This is a genomic window from Chryseolinea lacunae (assembly GCF_016735595.1).
Lineage (GTDB): Bacteria > Bacteroidota > Bacteroidia > Cytophagales > Cyclobacteriaceae > Chryseolinea > Chryseolinea lacunae.
This window is the reverse complement of record NZ_JAERRB010000004.1, coordinates 517,715-540,019: the sequence shown is the minus strand read 5'-3', so window position 1 is coordinate 540,019 and position 22,305 is coordinate 517,715. Positions and strand designations below refer to the sequence as shown.

General features: G+C 52.9%; 20 protein-coding genes. 18 read left to right on the top strand and 2 right to left on the bottom strand.

Annotated features, from left to right (window positions below; genetic code table 11):
* The first annotated feature begins 12 nt into the window (after positions 1-12).
* The 12 genes from murI (at position 13) to JI741_RS14995 (ending at position 14,872) form a co-directional block, all read left to right on the top strand.
* A complete protein-coding gene (murI, locus tag JI741_RS15050; protein ID WP_202010883.1) occupies positions 13-825 on the top strand; it encodes a glutamate racemase in 813 nt (270 codons plus the stop codon).
* A gap of 94 nt (positions 826-919) precedes the next feature.
* Entirely contained in the window at positions 920-2,002 is a 1,083-nt protein-coding gene (locus JI741_RS15045; RefSeq protein WP_202010882.1) for a complex I subunit 1/NuoH family protein, read from the top strand.
* 4 nt (positions 2,003-2,006) lie between these two features.
* Positions 2,007-4,031 (top strand): ATP-binding protein, encoded by a 2,025-nt coding sequence (locus tag JI741_RS15040; protein WP_202010881.1) that lies wholly within the window; start codon positions 2,007-2,009, stop codon positions 4,029-4,031.
* A 100-nt stretch (positions 4,032-4,131) separates the two neighbouring features.
* Positions 4,132-4,863 carry a 4Fe-4S binding protein gene (locus JI741_RS15035; protein ID WP_202010880.1) on the top strand — a complete coding sequence of 244 codons (732 nt, stop codon included), beginning with the start codon at positions 4,132-4,134 and terminating at the stop codon, positions 4,861-4,863.
* The gene (locus tag JI741_RS15030) at positions 4,860-5,378 is read left to right on the top strand and encodes an NADH-quinone oxidoreductase subunit J family protein (RefSeq protein ID WP_202010879.1); all 519 of its coding nucleotides are present in this window, start codon (positions 4,860-4,862) and stop codon (positions 5,376-5,378) included. Before JI741_RS15035 ends, JI741_RS15030 begins: the two co-directional genes overlap by 4 nt.
* A 1-nt stretch (position 5,379) precedes the next feature.
* Positions 5,380-5,685, top strand: coding sequence for an NADH-quinone oxidoreductase subunit NuoK (gene nuoK / locus JI741_RS15025; RefSeq protein ID WP_202010878.1), 306 nt, complete (start codon positions 5,380-5,382; stop codon positions 5,683-5,685).
* Between the two features lie 5 nt (positions 5,686-5,690).
* Entirely contained in the window at positions 5,691-7,631 is a 1,941-nt protein-coding gene (locus JI741_RS15020) for an NADH-quinone oxidoreductase subunit 5 family protein (RefSeq protein WP_202010877.1), read from the top strand.
* A gap of 28 nt (positions 7,632-7,659) precedes the next feature.
* Positions 7,660-9,264: a complex I subunit 4 family protein gene (locus JI741_RS15015; protein WP_202010875.1), complete on the top strand. Its 1,605-nt coding sequence runs from the start codon at positions 7,660-7,662 to the stop codon at positions 9,262-9,264.
* A 4-nt stretch (positions 9,265-9,268) separates the two neighbouring features.
* Positions 9,269-10,750: an NADH-quinone oxidoreductase subunit N gene (locus JI741_RS15010; protein WP_202010874.1), complete on the top strand. Its 1,482-nt coding sequence runs from the start codon at positions 9,269-9,271 to the stop codon at positions 10,748-10,750.
* A gap of 120 nt (positions 10,751-10,870) precedes the next feature.
* On the top strand, positions 10,871-12,754 hold the full coding sequence (locus JI741_RS15005) for an amidophosphoribosyltransferase (RefSeq protein ID WP_202010872.1): 1,884 nt from the start codon (positions 10,871-10,873) through the stop codon (positions 12,752-12,754).
* A gap of 106 nt (positions 12,755-12,860) precedes the next feature.
* On the top strand, positions 12,861-13,391 hold the full coding sequence (locus tag JI741_RS15000; protein WP_202010870.1) for a YcxB family protein: 531 nt from the start codon (positions 12,861-12,863) through the stop codon (positions 13,389-13,391).
* A 110-nt stretch (positions 13,392-13,501) separates the two neighbouring features.
* Entirely contained in the window at positions 13,502-14,872 is a 1,371-nt protein-coding gene (locus tag JI741_RS14995; protein WP_202010868.1) for an alkaline phosphatase PhoX, read from the top strand.
* A gap of 121 nt (positions 14,873-14,993) precedes the next feature.
* Here the strand turns inward: JI741_RS14995 and JI741_RS32530 are convergent, their stop codons facing one another.
* Entirely contained in the window at positions 14,994-15,185 is a 192-nt protein-coding gene (locus tag JI741_RS32530) for a hypothetical protein (RefSeq protein WP_236676072.1), read from the bottom strand.
* 165 nt (positions 15,186-15,350) lie between these two features.
* On the opposite strand from JI741_RS32530, the gene JI741_RS14990 reads away from it, so the two are divergent.
* Genes JI741_RS14990 through JI741_RS14980 form a run of 3 tightly spaced genes read left to right on the top strand, consistent with a single transcriptional unit; the run spans position 15,351 to position 18,887 of the window.
* Positions 15,351-15,764 (top strand): EVE domain-containing protein, encoded by a 414-nt coding sequence (locus JI741_RS14990; RefSeq protein WP_202010867.1) that lies wholly within the window; start codon positions 15,351-15,353, stop codon positions 15,762-15,764.
* A 14-nt stretch (positions 15,765-15,778) separates the two neighbouring features.
* Positions 15,779-17,389, top strand: coding sequence for a hypothetical protein (locus JI741_RS14985; protein ID WP_202010865.1), 1,611 nt, complete (start codon positions 15,779-15,781; stop codon positions 17,387-17,389).
* Positions 17,390-17,405: 16 nt separating this feature from the next.
* Positions 17,406-18,887, top strand: a complete 1,482-nt coding sequence (locus JI741_RS14980) for a hypothetical protein (protein ID WP_202010863.1) — start codon at positions 17,406-17,408, stop codon at positions 18,885-18,887.
* Between the two features lie 27 nt (positions 18,888-18,914).
* Here JI741_RS14980 and JI741_RS14975 read toward each other — a convergent pair whose 3' ends face one another.
* Entirely contained in the window at positions 18,915-19,349 is a 435-nt protein-coding gene (locus JI741_RS14975) for a hypothetical protein (protein WP_202010861.1), read from the bottom strand.
* 215 nt (positions 19,350-19,564) lie between these two features.
* On the opposite strand from JI741_RS14975, the gene JI741_RS14970 reads away from it, so the two are divergent.
* The 3 genes from JI741_RS14970 to JI741_RS14960 all read left to right on the top strand — a co-directional run bounded on the left by JI741_RS14970 (position 19,565) and on the right by JI741_RS14960 (position 22,252).
* Entirely contained in the window at positions 19,565-20,656 is a 1,092-nt protein-coding gene (locus JI741_RS14970) for a TlpA disulfide reductase family protein (RefSeq protein ID WP_202010859.1), read from the top strand.
* A 121-nt stretch (positions 20,657-20,777) separates the two neighbouring features.
* Positions 20,778-21,320 (top strand): bifunctional pyr operon transcriptional regulator/uracil phosphoribosyltransferase PyrR, encoded by a 543-nt coding sequence (gene pyrR / locus JI741_RS14965; protein ID WP_202010857.1) that lies wholly within the window; start codon positions 20,778-20,780, stop codon positions 21,318-21,320.
* 5 nt (positions 21,321-21,325) lie between these two features.
* Positions 21,326-22,252, top strand: a complete 927-nt coding sequence (locus tag JI741_RS14960; RefSeq protein ID WP_202010855.1) for an aspartate carbamoyltransferase catalytic subunit — start codon at positions 21,326-21,328, stop codon at positions 22,250-22,252.
* The last annotated feature ends 53 nt before the right edge of the window (positions 22,253-22,305 follow it).

Here is a 22,305-nt window from a genome sequence, read left to right as displayed (position 1 = left end):
TTGGCGCGTTCTATGAAGCTATCGCCCACGCAACCCATCGGAGTCTTTGACAGTGGCATTGGCGGACTCACGGTGGCACACGCCATCCGAAACCTGCTGCCCCAGGAAAGCATGATCTATTTCGGCGACACCGCCCACTTGCCCTATGGCGACAAGTCGGAGGCCGCCATTCAGGCCTACTCCATCAAAATTGCCGATGTGCTCCTGAAAAAAGGATGTAAGGTTATTGTCATTGCATGCAATTCCGCATCGTCTGCCGCCTACGAACTGCTGAAGGAATATGTGCGCAACGATGTGCACATCATCAACGTGATCGACCCCATGGTGGCGCTGGTGCTCGAAAAGTTTCCCGACCGGCGGGTGGGCCTCATCGGCACCAAGCGCACGGTACAGTCGGGTGTGTATGCCCGCAAGATTGAGGAGGGCCACCGGCAGATATCCCTGCATTCAGTAGCCACTCCATTGCTTGCCCCCATGATCGAGGAAGGATTTTTCAACAACCAGATCAGTCATGAAATCATCGCGCAATATCTGGGCGACGAAAATCTTCACCACATCGAAGCCCTCATCCTGGCGTGCACGCACTATCCCCTCATCAAGCGGGAGATCGCGGCCTTCTATGGCGAGCGTATGACCATCCTGGATTCGTCCGAAACCATTGCGCGGGCCCTGCAACGCCATCTTGAAAATGAAAACCTGCTGAACACCACGGGGCCGGTACAGCACCACTTTCTGGTGTCGGACTATACCGAATCATTTGAGGCTGCGGCCCGCATGTTTTTTCATGCCGATGTGCGGCTGGAAAAACACCCCTTGTGGAACTGAGCGGGGCGATGTACTTTTCCAGATAAAAAATTAATAATCCGGAACTATAAAATCCCCAATTTGGAAACCTTTTTAATGCCCGGAGCCTGAGCCCTTGACGACGCTAATATTCATATTACCGTTCCTGTTGTTTTACACCGTGATCGCCATCTACGCGGAGCGCAAGCTATCTGCGTTCATACAGGACCGTCTCGGCCCGATGGAAGTGGGCTACTACGGCATCGCCCAAACCGTGGCCGACCTCCTCAAACTTATTCAGAAAGAAGACATTGTGCCGGCCAAAGCCGAATCGAAGCTGTTCAAGTTGGCGCCCATCCTCATCTTTGCAGCAGTGTTTGCCGGCTTCGCCGTGTTGCCCCTGGCACCCTCGTGGGCCGGTGCCGAACTATCCACTGCGTTGTTTTTCCTGTTGGCCATTGTGTCGCTCGACGTGGTGGGCATTGTGATTGCCGGATGGAGTTCGAACAACAAGTTCAGCATGTTTGGCACCATGCGGTCGGCCGCGCAGATCATTTCCTATGAAGTGCCCCTGGGCCTGAGCGTTCTTTGCGTGTGCATGACGTGCGAGACGCTGAGCCTGCAAGAGATATCGTATCAGCAAAGCAGCTACAGCACGGCTCCCCAATTTCTGTTTGGCATTTCGTCGCTGGGGCTTGACATGTCGGGCGTGGGTGGGTTCACCACCTGGAACGTTTTCCGGATGCCGCTGTTAGCCGTGGCGTGGGTTGTGTTCTTCATCGCCTCGCTGGCCGAATGCAACCGTGCGCCGTTCGATTTGCCCGAGGCAGAATCGGAATTGGTGGCGGGTTTTCAGACGGAATACTCCGGGTTCCGGTGGGCCGTAATAATGCTTGCTGAATATGGAATGATGCTTTTAGTCAGTATATTAGGGGCTGTATTATTTTTTGGCAGCTGGAGCACCCCACTACCGAACATTGCTGCGGTGCGTCTGGCCGACTGGACCAGTGGCTCGGCAGGATCCTGGGGATCGACCTTGTGGGGGATTTTTTGGTTGATGAGTAAGGCCATGTTTTTAGTAGCCGTGCAGATGTGGGTGCGTTGGACTTTTCCCCGCCTCAGGGTTGACCAATTAATGAATGTATCGTGGAAATATTTGACACCGCTGGCTTTGGCACTGGTAGTTGTATGCGGATTTTGGAAATTAATTTTTAGTTGATCGCGTGAAAAAAACTTTTTGGATTGCACTCTTTCTTTTCTCTCAGGTGACCCTGCATGCGCAGGCCCAACACGACCTTGATAGCCTGCAGAAGGCATTGAAAAGTGACTTGCCTGATTCGTCGCGTGTGCGTTTGCTGATACGCCTCGCCGCCCTGAACCAATACTCAGACTACACCAGCAGCGCCCGCTATACGGACGAGGCCGTGAAGCTCGCCGAAAAACTGGACGACCCCTCACTGAAAGTGCTGGCCTACCAGAACAAAGCCTTCATGCTCACCAGTAGCGGCGATCACAGCGCCGCCATTCGTTTCGACAACCTCTCGCTCGAAAATGATATCCTGCTGAAAGACAGCGCCAAAATTTCGCGCGACTACAACAACATCGGCAACGACTACTATGAACTGGGCGAGTATGACGACTCGTTCTACTACTTCACCCAATCGCATCGCGTGGCCGTGGCCGTGCGCGACACCTTCCGCATGCTGGTGGCCTATCACAACGTGGGTCGCGTGTTCAAGGAGTTGGGCCAATACGAACGCGCCCTCGACCACCTGAACCTGGCGAAGCGCATGAGTGAGAAACACAAAGACGAAGAAGGCATTGCCTACGCCTACGATGAAATCGGCGATGTACAGCTGCGCAAAAATGAATACGACTCGGCACTGCTGTCGCTCAAGAAATCGCTTGAGATCATTCACAAACTGAAGGTGAACCAGCTAGAGCCGAAGGTGCATTCCAAACTTGCCACCATCTACCTGCGTCGTGGCGACTTTGCGAGCGCAAAGGCACACTATGATTCGGCCTATGCACTTCACGCCCGCGCCAACGACCGTTTTGGCATGGCCGAGGTTGAATTGGGTCGGGGTCTTGTCTACACCAAGGAAGGCGACTTTGCACAAGCCCTCACCAAAATTGAAAACAGCCTCACGGTGGCCAAACAACTGAATGCCCGTGTGCTGGAAATCAAATGCTTCAACCAGTTGTCGATCCTGTGGGAAATGAAAGGCGACTTCAAGAAGTCGCTGGAATACTACAAACAATTCAAGCAACTGGAAGACACCTTGTTCAGCCAGGAGATGCAGGGCAAACTGCTGCGCGACCAGCTCCGTTTCGAAACCGAATCGCGCGACTCGCAGATTGCTGCACTCAGCCGCCAGCAGGCCGATCAGAAAGATGAATTGAAGAAACAGGAATTTGTGCGCAACATCCTGGTGGTGGTGATGGCGTTGAGCGTGATTCTGCTGGTGACGGTGTATCGCAGCGGTCGCCGCAGACGCCAAATCAACATGCTGTTGCTTCAGCACCAGGAAGAGATGGAAACCCGCAGCGAAGAGCTGGAACGTCTCAACCAGGTGAAAGACAAATTCTTCTCCATTATCTCGCACGACCTGCGTTCGCCCATCAATGCCCTGAGCGGGTTGCTTGACCTGCTCGACAAGGGCGCGGTGACCGAAGCCGAATTGCCCAGCCACGTGCGCGAACTGAAGGTGCGTTTCAACCACACCCGCACGTTGCTCAACAACCTGCTGGACTGGACCCTGCTGCAAATGGACAAGCTCAATGTGCAGGCCGCCAAAATCGACATTGGAAACATTGTGGAAGAAAACATACAGCTGCTGGCCGCCGTGAATGGCAAAGACATCCAGCTTGTGAACGAGGTGCCCAAAAACACCATCGGCTTTGCCGACTCCAACACCATCAACCTGGTGATCCGAAACCTCATCACCAACGCCCTGAAGTTCACCAACGACGGCGGCACCGTGGCCATCCGCAGCCAGGACAAAGGCACACAGTGGATGATGTCGGTGACCGACAACGGCGTGGGCATGCCCCCTGACATCATCAAAATTCTCTTCGACAAAACAGCTCCCTACACCACCCGCGGCACGGCCAACGAAAAAGGCACAGGGCTTGGGTTGATTCTCTGCAAAGAGTTTGTGGAGAAGAACGGTGGGAAAATCTGGGTGGAAAGCGAAGAAGGCAAAGGCAGCACGTTCTACTTCACACTGCCCAAGGCAACCACCTAAACGTCTAACATCTGTTCGCCCCTAAACGCGGCCCAAACTTCTGCGAATAATCGTGCAGAAATGTGGGCCGCGTCCTTTTCCCTTCTATTTTTGCTCTGCAATGACAAAGGGCAAAGAACCATCCTATTGGCAGCATGTGATCGACACGATTCGCTCGTTGAGCAGCGGGTTGAAAATCACCTTTGCACATCTCCGGCAAGCGCGCAAAACACAACCTGTGCGGGCCATCAGCGCGCCCAACTATTTTTCCGAACGCGAGGGCATTGCCACCATTCAATATCCCTACGCCATGCAACCCGTGCCCGACAACGGGCGCTACCGGCTTCACAACGAAATAGACGACTGCATTGTGTGCGACAAGTGCGCCAAGGTTTGCCCGGTAGATTGCATCACCATTGAACCGATCCGCGCCACCGAAGAAATCGGCAGAACCTCCGACGGCACCTCGAAGCGCATCTATGCCGCCACCTTCGACATCGACATGGGCAAGTGTTGCTTCTGCGGACTGTGCACCACCGTGTGCCCCACCGAGTGCCTCACCATGACCAAGGTTTATGATTTCAGCGTGACCGACATCCGCGAACACAACTTTGTGTTTGCCGAAATGACGGAAGCCGAAATTGCCGAGAAGAAAAAACTATTCGAAGAACATCAAAAATCGAAAGCGGTCGCCGCGGCCACACCACCTGCCCCCACGGCGACAATTGTCGGCACCCCTGAAGAAAAGAAAGACAATGGCGATGCCGCTGTGGCCCCTGCTGCACCCAAGGTGAGCAAGCCGGTGTTCAAGCCCAAAATAAAACCACCCGGATCCTCCACGCCCACGTCATGAACGCACCGTTGATCCTGTTCTACTTCTTTGAAGCGGCGGCAGCGATTGCCGCGGTGGCATTGCTCTTTGCGCGCAGTGTTTTTTATGGCGCCCTGCTCGTCATTGTTATCCTGCTGGCGCTGGCGGGTTTGTATGTGCTGGCCTTTGCCGAGTTTGTGGCCGTCACACAAATTCTGGTCTATGCCGGCGGCATCCTGGTGGTCATCATCTTTGGGATCATGCTCACGTCGCGTCTGTCTGGCAAACCGCTGGTGGTGGAACACACACTGCCCGTGTCGGGTGGCTTGGTGGGGCTGGCGTTCTTTGGCGCGCTGGTGTATGCCATTGCGCTGCAAACATTTCCCACCAGCGAAAGTGTTGCCAAAACTTCCACCACGTTTGACGCGACACAAACTGTGGGCATCGCCCTCATGAGCGACTATGTGCTTCCGTTCGAAACCACCGGCATCCTGCTGCTCATGGCGCTCATTGGCGCGGCCGTGATGGCGTCGGACAACGCTTCCAAAAAAATCTGACATGGCACCGGTGCACCACTTTCTATACCTCGGCGCGTTCCTGTTTTCGACAGGCCTCATCGTCATCATCACCAAGCGAAACACCATCATGGTGCTACTGGGATTGGAACTGATGTTGAATGCGTCGAACCTGAACCTGGTGGCCTTCAACAGTCTTCATCCCGGGTCGCTGCAAGGGCAAATGTTTGCCCTCTTTGTTATTGTGGTGGCGGTGTGTGAAGCTGCGGTGGGCCTGGCCATCGTGCTGCGCGTCTACCGGCAATATCGCACCTCGGTGCCCGATCATGTGAACGAACTAAACCAATGACGCCTTTGGATACCCTTCAAGCGCATTCGTCATTCTTCGTGATTTGCCTGGGTGGTGCCCTGGCCCTGCCGTTGCTTTCGTTCCTATTGTGCTTCTACGTCTCTGAAAAATACAGTTGGGCAACTTCGGTGCTGGCGCCATTCCTCATGATGGCGAGCACCGTGTGCGCGGCCGTGGTGTTATACCAAGCCTGGAATCACCCGGCTTTCACCTGGCAACGCGTTTGGTTTTCCATAGCAGACCACACCTTCACGGCCGGCATTCATGTGAACAACGCGTCGGCGTTGATGCTGTTTGTGGTGACGGGCGTGTCGTTTCTTGTACACGTCTACTCCATCGGCTACATGGCCGGCGACACGGCGTTGCGTCGTTACTTTGCCATGCTCGGATTTTTTACATTTTCCATGCTGGGCATCGTAGTATCCGACAACCTGCTTTTGATTTTTGTATTTTGGGAACTGGTGGGTTTCTCTTCCTATATGCTCATCGGCCACTGGAACGAAAGTCCTGCGGCAGCAGAAGCTTCGAAGCGTGCGTTCATCATCAACCGCGTGGGCGATGCCGGCTTTCTGATCGGCCTCATGCTGGTGTGGACGCATGGACACACGTTCAACATCGAAGCGTTGCGCGCGCTGCCGCTTGATCCCGCGTGGATGACCGCTGCGTCGCTCTGCATTTTCTGTGGCGTCGTTGGCAAGTCTGCACAGTTCCCGCTGTTCACGTGGCTTCCCGACGCCATGGAAGGCCCTACGCCCGTGTCGGCTTTGATTCACGCCGCAACCATGGTGACGGCTGGCGTTTTTCTGCTGGGCCGCGCGCATTTTCTCTTCACCCCGGCAGCGCTCAACGTGGTGGCCATCACCGGCGCCATAACGGCCCTGCTAGGCGCCTTTGCGGCCCTATCGCAACACGACATCAAGAAAGTGCTGGCCTACTCCACCATGTCTCAACTGGGGCTCATGGTGGCAGCCATGGGCGCAGGCGCTCCCGAAGCGGCACTGTTGCATTTGTTCACGCATGCTTTCTTCAAAGCGTGTCTCTTCCTTTCGGCTGGCTCCATCATTCATGCCCTTCACCAGGCCCAACACCAATCGCATGTGAATTTCGATGTGCAGGACATCCGTCTGCTGGGCGGCTTGCGGAAAAAGCTTCCGTTCACGTTCATCATGTTTGTGGTGAGTGGTAGCGCGCTGGCCGGTTTGCCGTTGTTCTCCGGATTTTTATCGAAAGATGCTATCCTTGCTGCGTTGGTGCACTGGAGCAACACAGGCGATGCGTGGCATTGGGTGGTGCTGCTGGTTGTGGCGTTGGTTTCGTTTGTGACGGTGCTCTATACGTTCCGCCTGGTGTGGACGATCTTCAACGGCGAAGAAAAGTCAACGGCATCGCTTGTGGTGTCGGAGCCCCCTGTAGTGATGCGGGCACCGATGGCCGTGCTGGCATTGGCTTCGGTGTGGATCTGGTTTTCATGGAATCCGTTTTCATTTTCAGGCTGGATCTATAACCACATCGGCGCCGCCAAAGATTTTCACGGCGGTTTTGTTTCCATGGCGTCGGCCGCATGGGTGTTGCTGGCGTTGGCCGTGGCCTATGCTTCGCGGGGTCGCAAACTGGATTCGCGCCTGCTGGCGCAAGGATTTTATGTGGACCTGTTTTCCCGGAAAGCCATCGAGCAACCCACGTTGCAACTGGCCGACCTCACGCATCGGGCAGACAAAAAATGGATCGATGGTTTTCTTCATGCCACGGCCTATGCCCAGGTGATTGTGGCCAACCTCACGGGGTGGTTCGATCGCGCTATCGTGGATGGTTTTGTGGATGGCGCAGCCGGGTTGGCAAAGAGTATCGGTTCGTTTACGCGCTCTTTTCAGGGTGGGAAAATTCAGCTTTATATTTTCTGGGCGGCGTTCGCAATCATAATTTTTATAATTTGGACCCTGCTTTAAGCCCTATGCAGTCCTAAAGACAAGTTAAATGCAGCCATATCTGATTTCGTTACTGATCTTCATTCCACTGCTGGCGGCATTCCTTGGTCTTTTCCTACCGGCAACCTCCACCACTTCGTTTCGCACGCTGGCCCTCACGGCAAATGTGCTGCAGGTGATTGTGCTGGTGGTGATGCTGTCGCACTTTCATCCGGGCGGCCTGCAACTGGTAGAACTGAAACCGTGGATCACGTTGAACATGGGCTCGTGGGGCGTGCTGAAGGCATCCTATTTTGTTGGTGTTGATGGATTGAGTCTTCCGCTGGTGGCCCTCGCTGTTTTTGTTTTGCTGGTGGCCACGGTGTCGTCGTGGAAGATCACCGAAAACGTGAAAGGCTATTTCATTCTGCTGCTCATTCTCAACGGCGCTATCATTGGAAGCTTCACGGCGCTTGACTTCCTGTTGTTCTATTTGTTCTTCGAATTCATGTTGCTGCCCATGTTCTTCCTCATCGCCATCTGGGGAGGACCGCGGCGCGAATATGCTTCCATCAAATTTTTTCTCTACACCCTGCTGGGCTCCGTGCTCATCCTCATCGTGCTGATCGCATTGTATGTTTCGGTGCAGGAACCTTCCGGCAGCGCCCCCCTGGTGCACAGCTTCAACCTGCTGCACATGGCCGATGCTTCGAATTTTATTCCCCATGCGTTGCTCGATCCTCATCACATTTCCAAACTCGGTCCGCTGTCGTTCCGGGCATGGGCTTTTCTGTTGTTGGTGATTGGCTTCGGCATCAAGCTTCCCATGGTGCCACTGCACACGTGGTTGCCCGACGCGCACGTGGAGGCCCCTACTCCCATTTCGGTTATCCTTGCCGCGTTGTTGCTCAAGATTGGTGGCTATGGCCTGGCACGCATCGCCTTCCCTATCTTTCCCGAAGCGGCCATTGACCTGGGATGGTTTGTGGGGTTGCTGGGCGTGATCTCCATCATTTATGGTGGCTTGAACGCCATGGCCAGCAAAGACCTGAAGCGACTCATTGCTTACTCGTCGGTGTCGCACATGGGTTTTGTGCTGTTGGGATTATCGTCGCTTACGGCCGAGGGCACGGCGGGTGCCGTGTATCAGATGTTTAGCCACGGCCTCATTTCGGCCATGCTGTTCTTGCTGGCCGGTGTGTTGTCTGACCGCACCGCCAACCGAACCATAGCACACTATTCTGGACTCGCCACCAAGATGCCGACCTATACCGCGTTTGTGCTCATTGCATTCTTTGCCTCGCTTGGGCTTCCCGGGTTCTCGGGTTTCATTGCCGAGGTGATGATCTTCCTGGGCGCATTCAAATCAAGCAGCGTGGGTGGTCCGCTTCATGAAAGCCTGGCCATCATTGCAACGTCAGGGCTGGTGATCGGGGCGGCTTATTACTTGTGGACGATGCAGCGGATGTTCTTTGGAGTCTTTAACCTGAAAGGGCAAATGAGCCCCGAACAGCTGCCCGACCTGAACCGGCGCGAATACATCATGCTGGTGCCGCTGGCGGTGGCTGTGCTGGTGTTCGGCATTTTTCCGCAGCCGGTCCTTTCCATCATCGATCCCTACGCACAACACTTTGCAGAATTTGTGCTTCGTTCAGGCAAAAGCATAACCCCGTAGCACCGTGCAAAGCTTCGCAGAAAAATTGCAGTCGACCGCGACAAGCTTTGGCGGGTTTGTTCCCGAGCTTGTGCTTTCGGCAGGCATCGTCATCATTGTCGTTGCCGGGCTCATCGCACGAAAGCAACCCGTCTGGACGGCGTTGTTGTGTGCACTTGTTTTCCTGGCGTCACTTCTCTTCGAACTCACCTACTGGAATGCTTACGCCACACCGCGCGGGTTATTCAGCAACATGCTGCGAAGCGATTCCTTCTCGGCCTACTTGCGAATCATCATCGACATCAGCGGGTTGTTGACTGTGTTCATGACCACCCGCGATCCAAAACCACTGCGTTTTCATGCCGAGTATTATGCGCTGCTGGCCACGGTGATTTTGGGTGCACACTTGTTGGTGATGAGCCAGAGTCTGGCGATGGTGTTTCTGTCGTTGGAAATGATTTCGCTCAGTTCGTATGTGCTGGCGGGATTTTCTTTTTCAAGGCACGGCACCGAGGGCAGCCTGAAATATTTTCTGTTCGGCTCGGTGTCGTCGGCAGCCATGCTCTATGGCTTTTCGTTTTTGTATGGCCTCACGGGCACGCTCGATTTTTCGGCGCCCGAGTTCGCCCGGCAGCTCATAGAGCATCCCAGTCCATTGTTTTTTGTGGCGGCGGCGTTTGCCCTGGCGGGATTTTTTTTCAAGATCGCGGCGGCACCGTTGCACCCCTGGGTGCCCGACGTGTATGAGGCGGCGCCCACGCCTGTTGTCGCTTTTTTTGCTGTGGTCCCCAAACTTGCCGGGCTGGGTGTTTTGGCGCGCTTCACGCTGGTGCTGCAAGCCGGAGGCCACGCGATTTTCGATTGGCAGCTCGTGTTGTGCGCCGTAGCCATCTTGTCGCTGACGGTGGGAAACTTTTCTGCTCTTTGGCAAAAAAACGCCAAACGGCTCATGGGCTATTCTTCGGTGGCACAGTCTGGATTTTTATTGGTGGGGATCGCCGCTTTTCTTCCACAGGGTATACACTATTTACTTTTTTATGCGAGCGCTTATGCCGTCGGGAGTTTCATCGTGTTTTTGTACCTGCACTATTTTGAGAGGCTTGGATTTTCCTCGTTGGAATCGTTTGCAGGAACAGGTCGCGTGTGGTTGTGGCCGTCGGTGTTTTTACTGATCGGTTTTATTTCGTTAACCGGATTACCTCCCACGGGTGGATTTACGGGCAAGCTTTTCATTTTCACGTCGCTTTGGGATGCTTATCAGCTCTCGGGGAAGTCGATTGTGCTGTGGTTGATGATTTTCGGTTTGCTGAACACGGTGGTTTCATTGTTTTATTACCTGCGCATCCCATTTTTCGCCTTTGTACGCAACGGGAAACATGTCGCAACCACAAATAATCTTACGTTCGAAAATCTTTTGGGCCTTCTCTTGGTTGTAGGGATACTCTTTCTCTTCTTCAATCCCGGATTGTTGATGGGATGGATTAATAAAATTAACTTTGCACTTTAATCCCGTTAGCCGGTAGCTGCACCAGTGTTTCCCCCGAGTCCTTTGCCGTGTTCGGTGCAGGTTTGGGATGAGATCAAGGGCGCTTTGAACCGGACAAGGGGTTGTAACGATCTACAAGCCATGAGCGACCAGATTCTCCATGAATGCGGAATAGCGATGATCCGCCTGCGAAAGCCTCTTTCGTATTACATCGAAAAATATGGCCCCCTGTATGCCATGAATAAGATGTACATCCTGATGGAAAAACAACACAATCGGGGACAGGACGGCGCAGGAGTCGCCAACATAAAACTCGACGTAGAATCCGGACACCGTTACATTAGCCGCTATCGTTCCATCAAAGCACAGCCCGTAGCCCATCTCTTCAAAAAAATCGGGAAGAAATTCAAGAAAGCACAAAAAGAAGGAAAAGATAAATTCAAGAACGAGCGCTGGCTCAAAGAAAACGTGGCGTTCTCTGGCGAGCTTTGGCTGGGACACTTGCGCTACGGCACACACGGCCAGAACAGCATCGAAAACGTTCACCCTTTTCTCCGTCAGAACAACTGGAGAAGCCGCAACCTGGTGATGGCCGGAAACTTCAACATGACAAATGTTGACGAGCTTTTCGAATTGCTGGTGGACCTGGGCCAACACCCGAAAGAAAAAGTAGACACCGTGACGGTGATGGAAAAGATCGGCCACTTCCTCGACGAAGAAGTGCAAGGCATCTTTGAAAAATACAAAGACAAGTTTTCGAACCGCGAAGTATCGGACATCATCGAAAACGAACTCAACATTCAACGACTGCTCCGTCGCGCCTGCAAAGATTTTGACGGTGGCTACACCATGGCCGGCATGACCGGTTCGGGTTCGGCCTTTGTGGTGCGCGATCCGAACGGCATTCGTCCTGCTTATTATTATGCCAATGATGAAGTGGTGGTGGTGGCTTCCGAGAAGCCTGCCATTAAAACCGCTTTCAATGTCGACTACAATCAGATCGACGAAATAAAACCCGGACACGCGCTGGTCATCGACAAGAACGGCGAATACAGCCAGCACTCCATTGTGCCGACCGCCGAAAAAACATCGTGCAGCTTCGAGCGCATCTACTTCTCGCGCGGCAACGACCCCGACATCTATAAAGAACGCAAACAACTGGGACGCCTGCTGGTGCCCCAGGTGCTTCGCGCCGTGAACTTCGACATCAAGAACACGGTGTTCTCCTACATTCCCAACACGGCCGAGACAGCGTTCTATGGTCTGATGGCGGGCATTGAAGACTACCTCATCGCCAAACAAAAAGACATTATCATCGACAAGAAACCTTCCGTCGATTCGCTGGAAGAAATTTTGTCGTTCCGTCCCCGGGTGGAAAAGCTCGTATTGAAAGACGTGAAGCTGCGCACCTTCATCACCGACGACGAACATCGCGATGAGATGGTGGCCCATGTTTACGACACCACCTATGAAGTGATCCGCAAAGGCATCGACACCCTGGTGGTGATTGACGACTCCATTGTGCGGGGAACGACACTGGAGAAAAGCATTCTGAAAATGCTCGACCGGTTGGAGCCGAAAAAGATTGTGGTGGTTTCGTCGGCGCCCCAGATCCGCTATCCCGATTGCTACGGCATCGACATGAGCAAGATGGGTGAGTTTGTTGCTTTCCGCGCCATGATCTCGTTGCTGAAAGAAACCGGCAAAGACTATTTGCTGGGCGAGGTCTATGAAAAATGTACACGCGCCCGCGGCCATCAGAGCCAGAAAAACTATGTACAAAATTTGTACGAGTCGTTCACCTATGACGAAATCTCCTCGAAAATTTCGGAGATCGTTCGCCCGGCCGACATGAAGGCCGACCTGGAAGTGATTTTCCAGACGGTAGAAAACCTGCACAAAGCCATTCCCCTGCACAGCGGCGATTGGTATTTCACAGGCAACTATCCTACACCCGGCGGCATGAAAGTGGTGAACCGTTCGTATGTGAACTATATGGAAGGAAAGCTGGTGAGAGCATACTAAGAATTTTCTCACACAAAACATCGGAGAGGCTACTGGAAACGGTAGCCTTTTTGGTTGTGCTATTTTTTTGCGATCTTCTCGCACCGAATGTTCCATTTTTTCTGTCATGACCTTAACCGAACACGACTACCTGACCTATCAACTATACACCGCATCAAAGTCGCCGAGCGTCCGGAAAGGCCGCCTGAGGCGGTGGCTCTTCACCACGATAACGTTCGCCGCCATGGCGTTTTTGTTTGCCGATCGTGACGACTTGTTCCTATTTTACTATTTCGTTGTGGCAACGCTGCTCAGCCTCACATTGTATCCCTTCTATTCGCGCTGGCGATATAAGCGCCACTACGAGAAATATATAAGAGAAGTCTACAAGAACCGCTTTGGCGAGGAAGCTACCGTGGAGATCGGCGATGAGCAGCTTGTCACCAAAGACAAAACGGGTGAAGGAAAATTCAACATCTCGGGTATTGAAGCCGTGAACGAAATAGCCGACTACTATTTCATAAAGATGGTGACCGGCCCCTCGCTTATTGTCCCGAAACGTAATCCGGACATCGACAAATTCCGGAGCGACCTGACATCCCTTGTAGCCACCCATGGCATTGCGCACAACGTAGAATTGGACTGGCGATGGAAATAGTGCCGCTGGTGTAGTTTAACAAATCGTTAATTCAACGCGGTTGGGTTTGGCCGCATTCTATCATTTATTTGAATCTGAAAATTTGCCACTCAACTTCTTAACTTCTTCCCATGAAATCGACCCGTCGTGAATTTATGCGCTCCTCTGCCATGATGAGTATTGGCTTTTTAGGACTGCAACATTTTTCAATTGCCGGCACCAACACGCCACCCCAAACCGGCTATGGCCCGCTGCTTCGCGATCCGAACGGCATCTTCAATTTGCCAAAAGGATTCACATACCAAATCATTTCGCGTCAGGGCAAGGTGATGAGCGACGGTTTGCTGGTGCCCGGCAAGGCCGACGGCATGGCCACTTTCAAGGGAAAAAACAATCGCACCATCATTGTGCGCAACCACGAGAACACGCCCGAAGATCTGGACAACAGTGCGTTCGGAAAAAAAAACGAACTGCTTGGCAAGGTCGACAAAGCCAAGTTCTATGACTATGGCCGCGGCACGCTTCCAGGCAACGGTGGCACCACCACACTGGTGTATAACCACGTGACCAAAAAAGTGGAACATGAATACCTGAGTCTTGCCGGAACCATTCGCAATTGTGCCGGTGGACCCACGCCCTGGAATTCGTGGATCACCTGCGAAGAAACCGTGGAGCGCGCCAACGAAAAACGCGAGAAAGATCACGGCTTCACGTTCGAAGTGCCGGCATTGGAAACCGGCGGGCTGGCCGCCCCACTGCCCATCAAAGGCATGGGTCGTTTCAACCACGAGGCCGTGGCGGTCGATCCCCGGACCGGCATTGTGTATCTGACCGAAGACGATGTGGAAGGATTGATCTATCGTTTCATCCCCAACACGCCTGGAAAATTCCTGAAGGGTGGCAAGCTGCAAGCGCTGGCCTTTGTGGAGCAGGCTTCGTTCGACACACGCAACTGGCCCGAGTCGCCAAAACTTGACGAGCGCAAGCCCGCTGCCGTGCGGTGGATTGACCTCGACAACATTGAAGCGCCCGACAACGACCTGCGCCATCGTGGATTCAAAAATGGTGCGGCCCGTTTTGCACGTGGCGAAGGCATGTGGTATGCACACAACGAAATTTATTTTGCCTGCACCAACGGCGGCACCAACCGCACCGGCCAGGTGTTCCGTTATGTGCCCGGGGCGCACGAAGGCACGGCACGCGAAAAAGAAGGTCCGGGCAAACTCGAGTTGTTTGCCGAACCCAACGACAAAAACATTCTGAAATATTGCGACAACCTCACCGTGTCGCCGTGGGGCGACGTTGTGTTGTGCGAAGACGATCACCATCCGTTTCTGGTGGGCATCACGCCTAAAGGCGAATATTACAAGCTCGGCGAAAACATCGGCTCGGATTCTGAACTGACCGGCGTTGTGTTTTCGCCCGATGGCTCCACGCTGTTTGTGAACATTCAGCACACGGGCCTGACCCTCGCCATTGAAGGGCCGTGGAAAAAAGCGTAGGCCAAACGTAGCACTCCATGAAGGGCTTTTGCGAGGTGTCGCAAAAGCCTTTTCATTTCCCCACCAGCCACTGCCCAACCCGATTCAACGCTACCGCAGTCTGCGTGAAAAAATTTCCAGGTCACGCTTCGTCACCGGCGCATGACACCGGCGTTTTCTGATGCAACAAAATTATCTCCACACCATACTTTCGCAACGGGCCGATGCCTGCAGTTAGTGGCAACGTCACCTCTTCCTGGAAGTGTAACCTGTTTATCGTCAGGCATAACCTTCCCTGGAACCACGTGACGTTCTGGTGGTCGAAATTTTCCATGCAATTCCATGTTGTCAGTCATCGTTCCATTTCATGGCGTATCTTACACCTCTGTGGCCGAAAGGAAACGGATAGTGTGATCGTTTCGCATTTTCATTTCTCCATTGCAACAGGAAAATGCAAAGACTATTTGCTATTTTGTGTGGCTTAACCAACAAATGACGTATGAACTATTGGCTGATGAAAACCGAACCCAGCACGTTTTCGTGGGATGACCTTGTGCGCGACAAGAAAACAGGATGGGATGGTGTTCGAAACTTTCAGGCACGCAACAACCTGAAGGCAATGAAAAAAGGAGACCTGGCATTTATCTATCACAGCATGGAAGACAAAGCGGTGGTAGGCATCGCCAAAATCACAAAAGAGCACTACCCCGATCCGAAAGACAACGAATGGGTGGCCGTGGAAATCGCCCCCGAAAAAAAGTTGAAGCGCCCCATCACACTGGGCGAAGTGAAAGCCGACAAACGTCTGTCGGAAATGGTGCTGGTAAAATCCTCGCGCCTGTCGGTTCAGCCGGTGAGAGTAGAAGAGTTTGACATGATTATTGCCCTTAGTGAAAAGAAAATAAAGGAATAAAAACCGCTTCCCCGATGCACGCCCCCCGCCCGCTATTTCCGCGATTGCTTTTCAGCGCATTAATTGTTGTGGCAAGCCTGTTTGCCGCGCCGTGCGCAAACGCTCAACTGGTGCAAACCCACCGCTATGAGCGACAGCAAAAAATGTCGGACGATTATTACAATGTTATTCCGTTGATCGACGACGGGCTGGTGCTTTTTCGCGAACGCGACAAATATCAGAACAGCAACAAGATCTGGGAGCTGGTGATGCTGGACACGGCCTTGCAGGAAAAAAAGACAATCGAGCTGGAAGTAAACAACCGGAACAAGATGATTGGCTATGAGGTGACTCCCGGCCGCGTCTACCTCCTGTTCCGCACGGGCGAAACCAACAAGAACGATTTTGAAGTGGTGGAAGTGGATTTGAAAACCAGTGAGAATGTGAAACATCATTTCAAACCCGACCTGGACTTTAAGCTCACACATTTCACCAAAGCGGGCAGCAACTTTATTTTTGGCGGCTATGTGAACAACGAGCCTGCTGTGGTGTTATTTGAATTGCCAAACAATCACATCCGCGTCATCCCCGGCTTCTTCCAGAAAGACACCGAGCTGGTAGACCTGCGCACCAACCTGAACCAGACGTTCAACACGGTGCTGATCGACCGCGGATCGAAAGACAACCGGAAGCTGGTGTTCCGCACGTTCGACGAAACCGGAAAACAATTGCTGGAAGACGTGGTGCCCATCGATGAAAAGAAGTCACTGCAGAACGGCATCACCAGTTCGCTGGTGCGCGAAGACCTCAGCATCATCGGCACCTGGGGCGAACGCAACTCGAAGCAGTCGGTGGGTTTTTATTTTATGACCGTCGATCCTTTCAACGAACAGAAGATCCAGTATGTGGATGTGGGGCAACTCAATCATTACCTTGACTACCTCAGCCCCAAGCGTGCTGCACGCATAAAAGAAAACTCGAAGCAGGATGCCGCCGAAGGACGCATTCCAAACTTCACCAGTTATGTGATGCCCTATAAGGTGAAAGAATATGAACATGGATTTTTGTTGCTGGCGGAAGTATACAACCCCGTGTCGAACATGAACCCGTATTATTCAAATCCATATTACTATAATCCCTACTACAGTCCCTATGGCATGAGCGGCTACTACCCCGGCTATTATTATCCCGGCATGGGCCGCATGTATCGTCCGTATTCCTATGGTAGCAATGTGAAAAATGTGGACGAGATCAAAACGGTAGCGAGTGTGTTGGTGTCGTTCGATGCCACGGGCAAGGTGCAGTGGGATCAGAGCGCAAAACTGGCCGACGTGAAAATGTCGGGCATCGAGCAAGTGTCTGACTTCTATGAGAAGAACGACAAGGTGTTTTTTCTGTACAAGAAAGAATCTGAACTCAAGCTGAAATCGATCGTGCTGTCGGCCGACACGGCGTCGGAAAGCACAACGAAGATGCTGGTCAACGATCCGGTAGACGAGATCCGCTCGGAGAAAGAAACCGAGGGCGGCGTGCGGCACTGGATGGGAAATAGTTTTTACGTATGGGGATATCAAACAGTGCGTAATGTATCGAAAGCTGACCGGGTGCGCGATGTATTTTACATCATCAAAGCAGAGGTGCGCTAAGTTTGTCATAGCGCTGATGCTTGTCGGTCTGCAGCCCGGGTTCGCCCAGCAGTTGCAGCAGACCAATCGCTTTGAATTGCCGGTAGCCCGCGACGAAGTTTATTTTGACATCATTCCCGCCCAAGACCAGGGCGTGTATCTGAGCCGACGGCTGGTGACCACCGAAGCCGACGACGTGCTGGAGCTGACCAAGCTCGACACCGTGTTTCACGAGGACTGGAAAGGCTACCTGCCCATCGACCGCCATTTTTTGTTGATGGGAAAGAAAGCCGATCACAAAAATCTTTATCTGCTGTTCCGCTATCGCGACTTCTCCCGCAACGACTTCGAAGTGGTGGTGCTCGATCATGTCACGGGAAAATTCATTACACATTCCGTGCGCAACTTCATCCCCTATGCGCCGTCTGAATTTCAGGTGACCGACAATGGTGTGCTTATTGGTGGCTACTACAACCACGTGCCCGTGGTGATGTTCTATTCGTTTGCCACACACAAATCAAAAATACTTCCCGGCCTGGCCAACGAAACCGGCGAGCTCACGCAAATCAAACTCTATCCCGATGGCACGTTTGACGTCGTGATTTGCGCCCGCAACTATCAGGGACAAAAAACCGTGTGGCTCAAAAACTACGATGCCGATGGAAACCTGCAAAACAACTTTGCCCTGCAACCCGAAAACGGAAAGCACCTCATCTTTGCTCGCTCCATGAAAACCGAAAACAACATGCAGCTGCTGGGCGGCGTGTATGGCGCGCGCAACTCGGAATATTCGCGCGGCCTGTTTCTGGCCAGCATCGACCAGGCGGGTATGGAGCAGGTACGTTATTATGGCTATGGCGACCTGGAGAATTTTTTCAAGTACATGAAAGCCAAACGAGAGATCCGTGTGAAGGAGCGCATCAAGCGGCGCAAGATCAAAGGCAAAAGAATACGATTCAACTACCGTTTCCTTGTGCACGAAATCGTGCCCTACAACAATCAGTATGTACTCTTGGGCGAAGCGTTCTATCCGCACTACACCTCGGTGGGCACCAACGGCTACGGCAGCTTCTTCGGCGGCCGCACCATGTATCAAAACTCTATGGTGCGCGACGGCCGCATCTTCGACGGCTATCAATACACACACGCGGTGGTGATGGGCTTCGACCACAATGGGAAACTTTTGTGGGACAACAGTTTTGAGATCAACGACGTGCGCACCTACACACTGGAACAATATGTGAAGCTGGAAGTGCAGAAAGACAAAATCGTGCTGCTCTATCTTTTCGAAAACGAGCTGCGCAGCAAGATCATTCAAAACAACCAGGTGCTGGAAGGCAAAACGTTCGAGCCCATAAAAACAAAATCGGAAACGGAGTTTGTGAAACGCGAACAAAGCGACATCAACAAACTTGAATACTGGTATGACAGCTTTTTTTATGCCTACGGTGTCCAGGAAATTGTGGGACCGAAGGGGAAGCGGCGGGTGTTCTACATCAACAAGATCGTGTATCAATAAGGCGGTCGACCTCGACAACAAGAACCATCACGATTTTTTCTTAAACGTTTGGCCGGCCCCGGAGTGCAGGTTGCATTCCAGGGCGTTACTGCCCTTACGGATCTGAAGTTGAATGTGCTGGATCACATCCCAGTCAAAATCGGAATAGTCTTTGGCGATGGTGTCGACGATGGCCACCGTATGAATTTCGAACTGTTTGTATTTTTCGGGATGGCCATCGTAGTGAAACGTAAATTTCTTCAGCCAGTAGTAGCGGTTCACAAGAAGCTCCAGCGTGCCAACCGGCGTGCGCATTTTCTCGGGGCAGTGTGTGAGCACAAGATAGTTGCGCAAGGGAAGCGAGTGGTTCACGGCAAACGACAGCAGACTGCTGTCATAGGTGCGCTTGTCCAGGTGGGGCAGCAGTTGCTGATCGGCCACATGATCAAAACATGCGTTGCCTAAGATGCGAAAGGTATCCATAGAATTTGCCATTGCGCAGTGTTGGCATAGGCTGATCAAAAGTGCTTTTCTTTTTTAAGAATAGCGTGAGCATGGACCACATCGGCAGGAAACCGGGCAGGGTGTTCTCCCGAAAAACCCGGCAGCGCTGTACTTTTGCGAATGTTCGGTACGTTGAAACTATTGCACGCCGTGCCGCATCCTGTCTGTAAACGCTAACCAAACCTTTCTACCCGATGCTAAAATTATTTCCCTTAGGCCTCCTTCTTCTGGTGGTCTTTTCCTGCAAAAAAGAATCATCCAGCACCAACGGTTCCATTACCCTCACGGGAAACGTGACGGGCTTTGCCGACAGCACCTGGATATTTCTGCGACAGGGCGATACCGCCAAAGACTCTGCCCGCATTGTGGGCGGGAAGTTTCTAATGACCATTGCCTTGCCCGACAGCGTGCCCGCGGTGCAAATGCTATTGCACACAAAAGACTACAGCGCCTACCGCTTTCTCTGGGTGGAGCACAACGACCTGGTGGTGGAGGGAGAGAAAACAAAATTCCGTCAGGCGCACGTCACCGGCTCGGTGCTGGAAACCGACAGCGAATCCCTGCAAAAACATTTGTCGGTGTTCGACGAACGTGGAGATAGTTTGATGACACTCCTGCGCACGCCGCAACACGACACCACCGGCATCGGTGCAAAAATGCGGAAGACCCGGCACGAACGTGAGCAAGCCGAGATCCAATTCCTGCGCGACCATCCGGCGTCGCTGGTGAGTGCTTATGTGCTGAGCGTGATGGGCTCGACCTACGGTCGCGAAACAACAGCGGAACTATTCAACGGCTTTACCGCACCCCTGAAACAAAGTCAATTTGGAAAAGAGATTGAGCGCTACCTGCGACTCGCCCGGGAGATCAACGTGGGTGGCAAGTTTGCAGACTTCGAGATGGCCGATTCTGCCGGCAACAAACACAAGCTTTCGGACCTTCACGCGAAGGTGGTGCTGCTCGAATTCTGGGCTTCGTGGTGCGGACCGTGCCGCCAGGAAAATCCCAACCTCGTGAAAACTTACAAGGAGTTTAAAGACAAGGGCTTCGCAATTCTGGGGGTGTCGCTTGACGACAAACGGAAATATTGGCTCGATGCCATAAAAAAAGACAGCCTCCCCTGGATGCACGTGAGCGACCTGCTGGGGCGGAACAACGAAGCGGCATTGATCTATGGCGTGAATGGCATTCCTGAAAATTTCCTCATTGGCGAAGACGGCACCATTCTGGCAAGCTCCCTTCGCGGCGAAGGATTGCGCACCCGCCTGAAGGAACTCCTTCATTGACATTTTTTATCCGGAAAAAGCACTACCCCGTGTCGCCTGAAAAAACGGTCGGCCGGGGGTGAATACATTGCCGGGGTGTGGGATGTTATCCTGCCGTTATTATTATATTTGCACGGCAATTATGCAGAAAAAACTCATCCTCGACACCGATCTCCTGGACATCACCATTCGTCGTCTTTGCCAGCAATTAATTGAAAATCATAACGATTTCGCCGATACGGTCATCATCGGCATGCAGCCCCGCGGTATTTTCCTGGCCGAAATCATTCACGAACGCTTAGAGAAAGACACTGGCAGCACCATCTCCCTGGGCTACCTTGACGCCACATTTCACCGCGACGATTTCCGGCGCCGTGAAATTCCCGCCAAGGCCAACGAAACCCGGGTGCCGTTCATCATCGAAGGAAAAAAAGTGGTGCTGGTAGACGATGTGCTGTTTACCGGCCGCTCCATTCGCGCCGCCATGGACGCCATGATTGCCTTTGGCCGGCCTGCTACGGTGGAACTGCTCGTGCTCATCGATCGCAAATACAACCGCGAATTGCCCATTGCCGCCGACTATATCGGCAAGGTGGTGAACACCCTGGCATCACAACGCGTGCTGGTGGAATTGGAAGCACAGGGGCATAAACAAAATAAAATCTGGTTGATCAATAAGGATTAAGGTCTATGTCTAAACTCAGTCAAAAACACCTGCTTGGTATCAAAGACATCACCCGCGAAGACATTGAGCTTATTTTCGAAACCGCCGACAATTTCAAAGAGGTCATCAACCGCCCCATCAAAAAAGTGCCATCGTTGCGCGATGTAACCATCGCCAATGTGTTTTTCGAAAACTCCACACGCACCCGCCTGTCTTTCGAGCTGGCCCAAAAACGGCTTTCGGCCGACGTCATCAATTTTTCGGCGTCCAACAGTTCCGTAAAAAAAGGCGAGACCCTGCTCGACACCGTCAACAACATTTTGGCCATGAAGGTCGACATGATTGTGATGCGCCATGCCAGCCCTGGTGCCCCGCACTACCTGGCCAAACACATCTCGGCCAACATCGTGAACGCCGGCGACGGCACCCACGAACACCCCACGCAGGCGTTGCTCGACGCGTTCTCTATCCGCGAAAAACTCGGCGACCTCACCGGCAAAAAAATCGCCATCATCGGCGACATCCTCCACTCGCGCGTGGCCCTCTCCAACATCTTCGCCCTGCAAAAGCTGGGCGCCAAAGTGATGGTATGCGGCCCTCCCACACTATTGCCCAAGTTCATAGCCCAACTGGGCGTGGAAGTGGAACTCGACGTGAAGAAAGCCCTCCAATGGTGCGATGTGGCCAACGTGCTGCGCATCCAGCTGGAGCGTCAACAAATAAAATATTTCCCCTCCCTCCGCGAATACTCGCTCTATTACGGCATAAGCCGGCGTCTGCTCGACAGCCTCAAAAAGCAGATCATCATCATGCACCCCGGCCCCATCAATCGCGGTGTAGAACTCACCAGCGACGCGGCCGACTCCCCCCACTCCATTATCCTCGACCAGGTCGAAAACGGCGTGGCCGTTCGCATGGCCGTACTCTACTTACTGGCCGGCGCCAAAGGATAGACCAAGTCCTCCTTTTCCTGATATCCCCCTTATTTTTTCGTAATTTTACATCT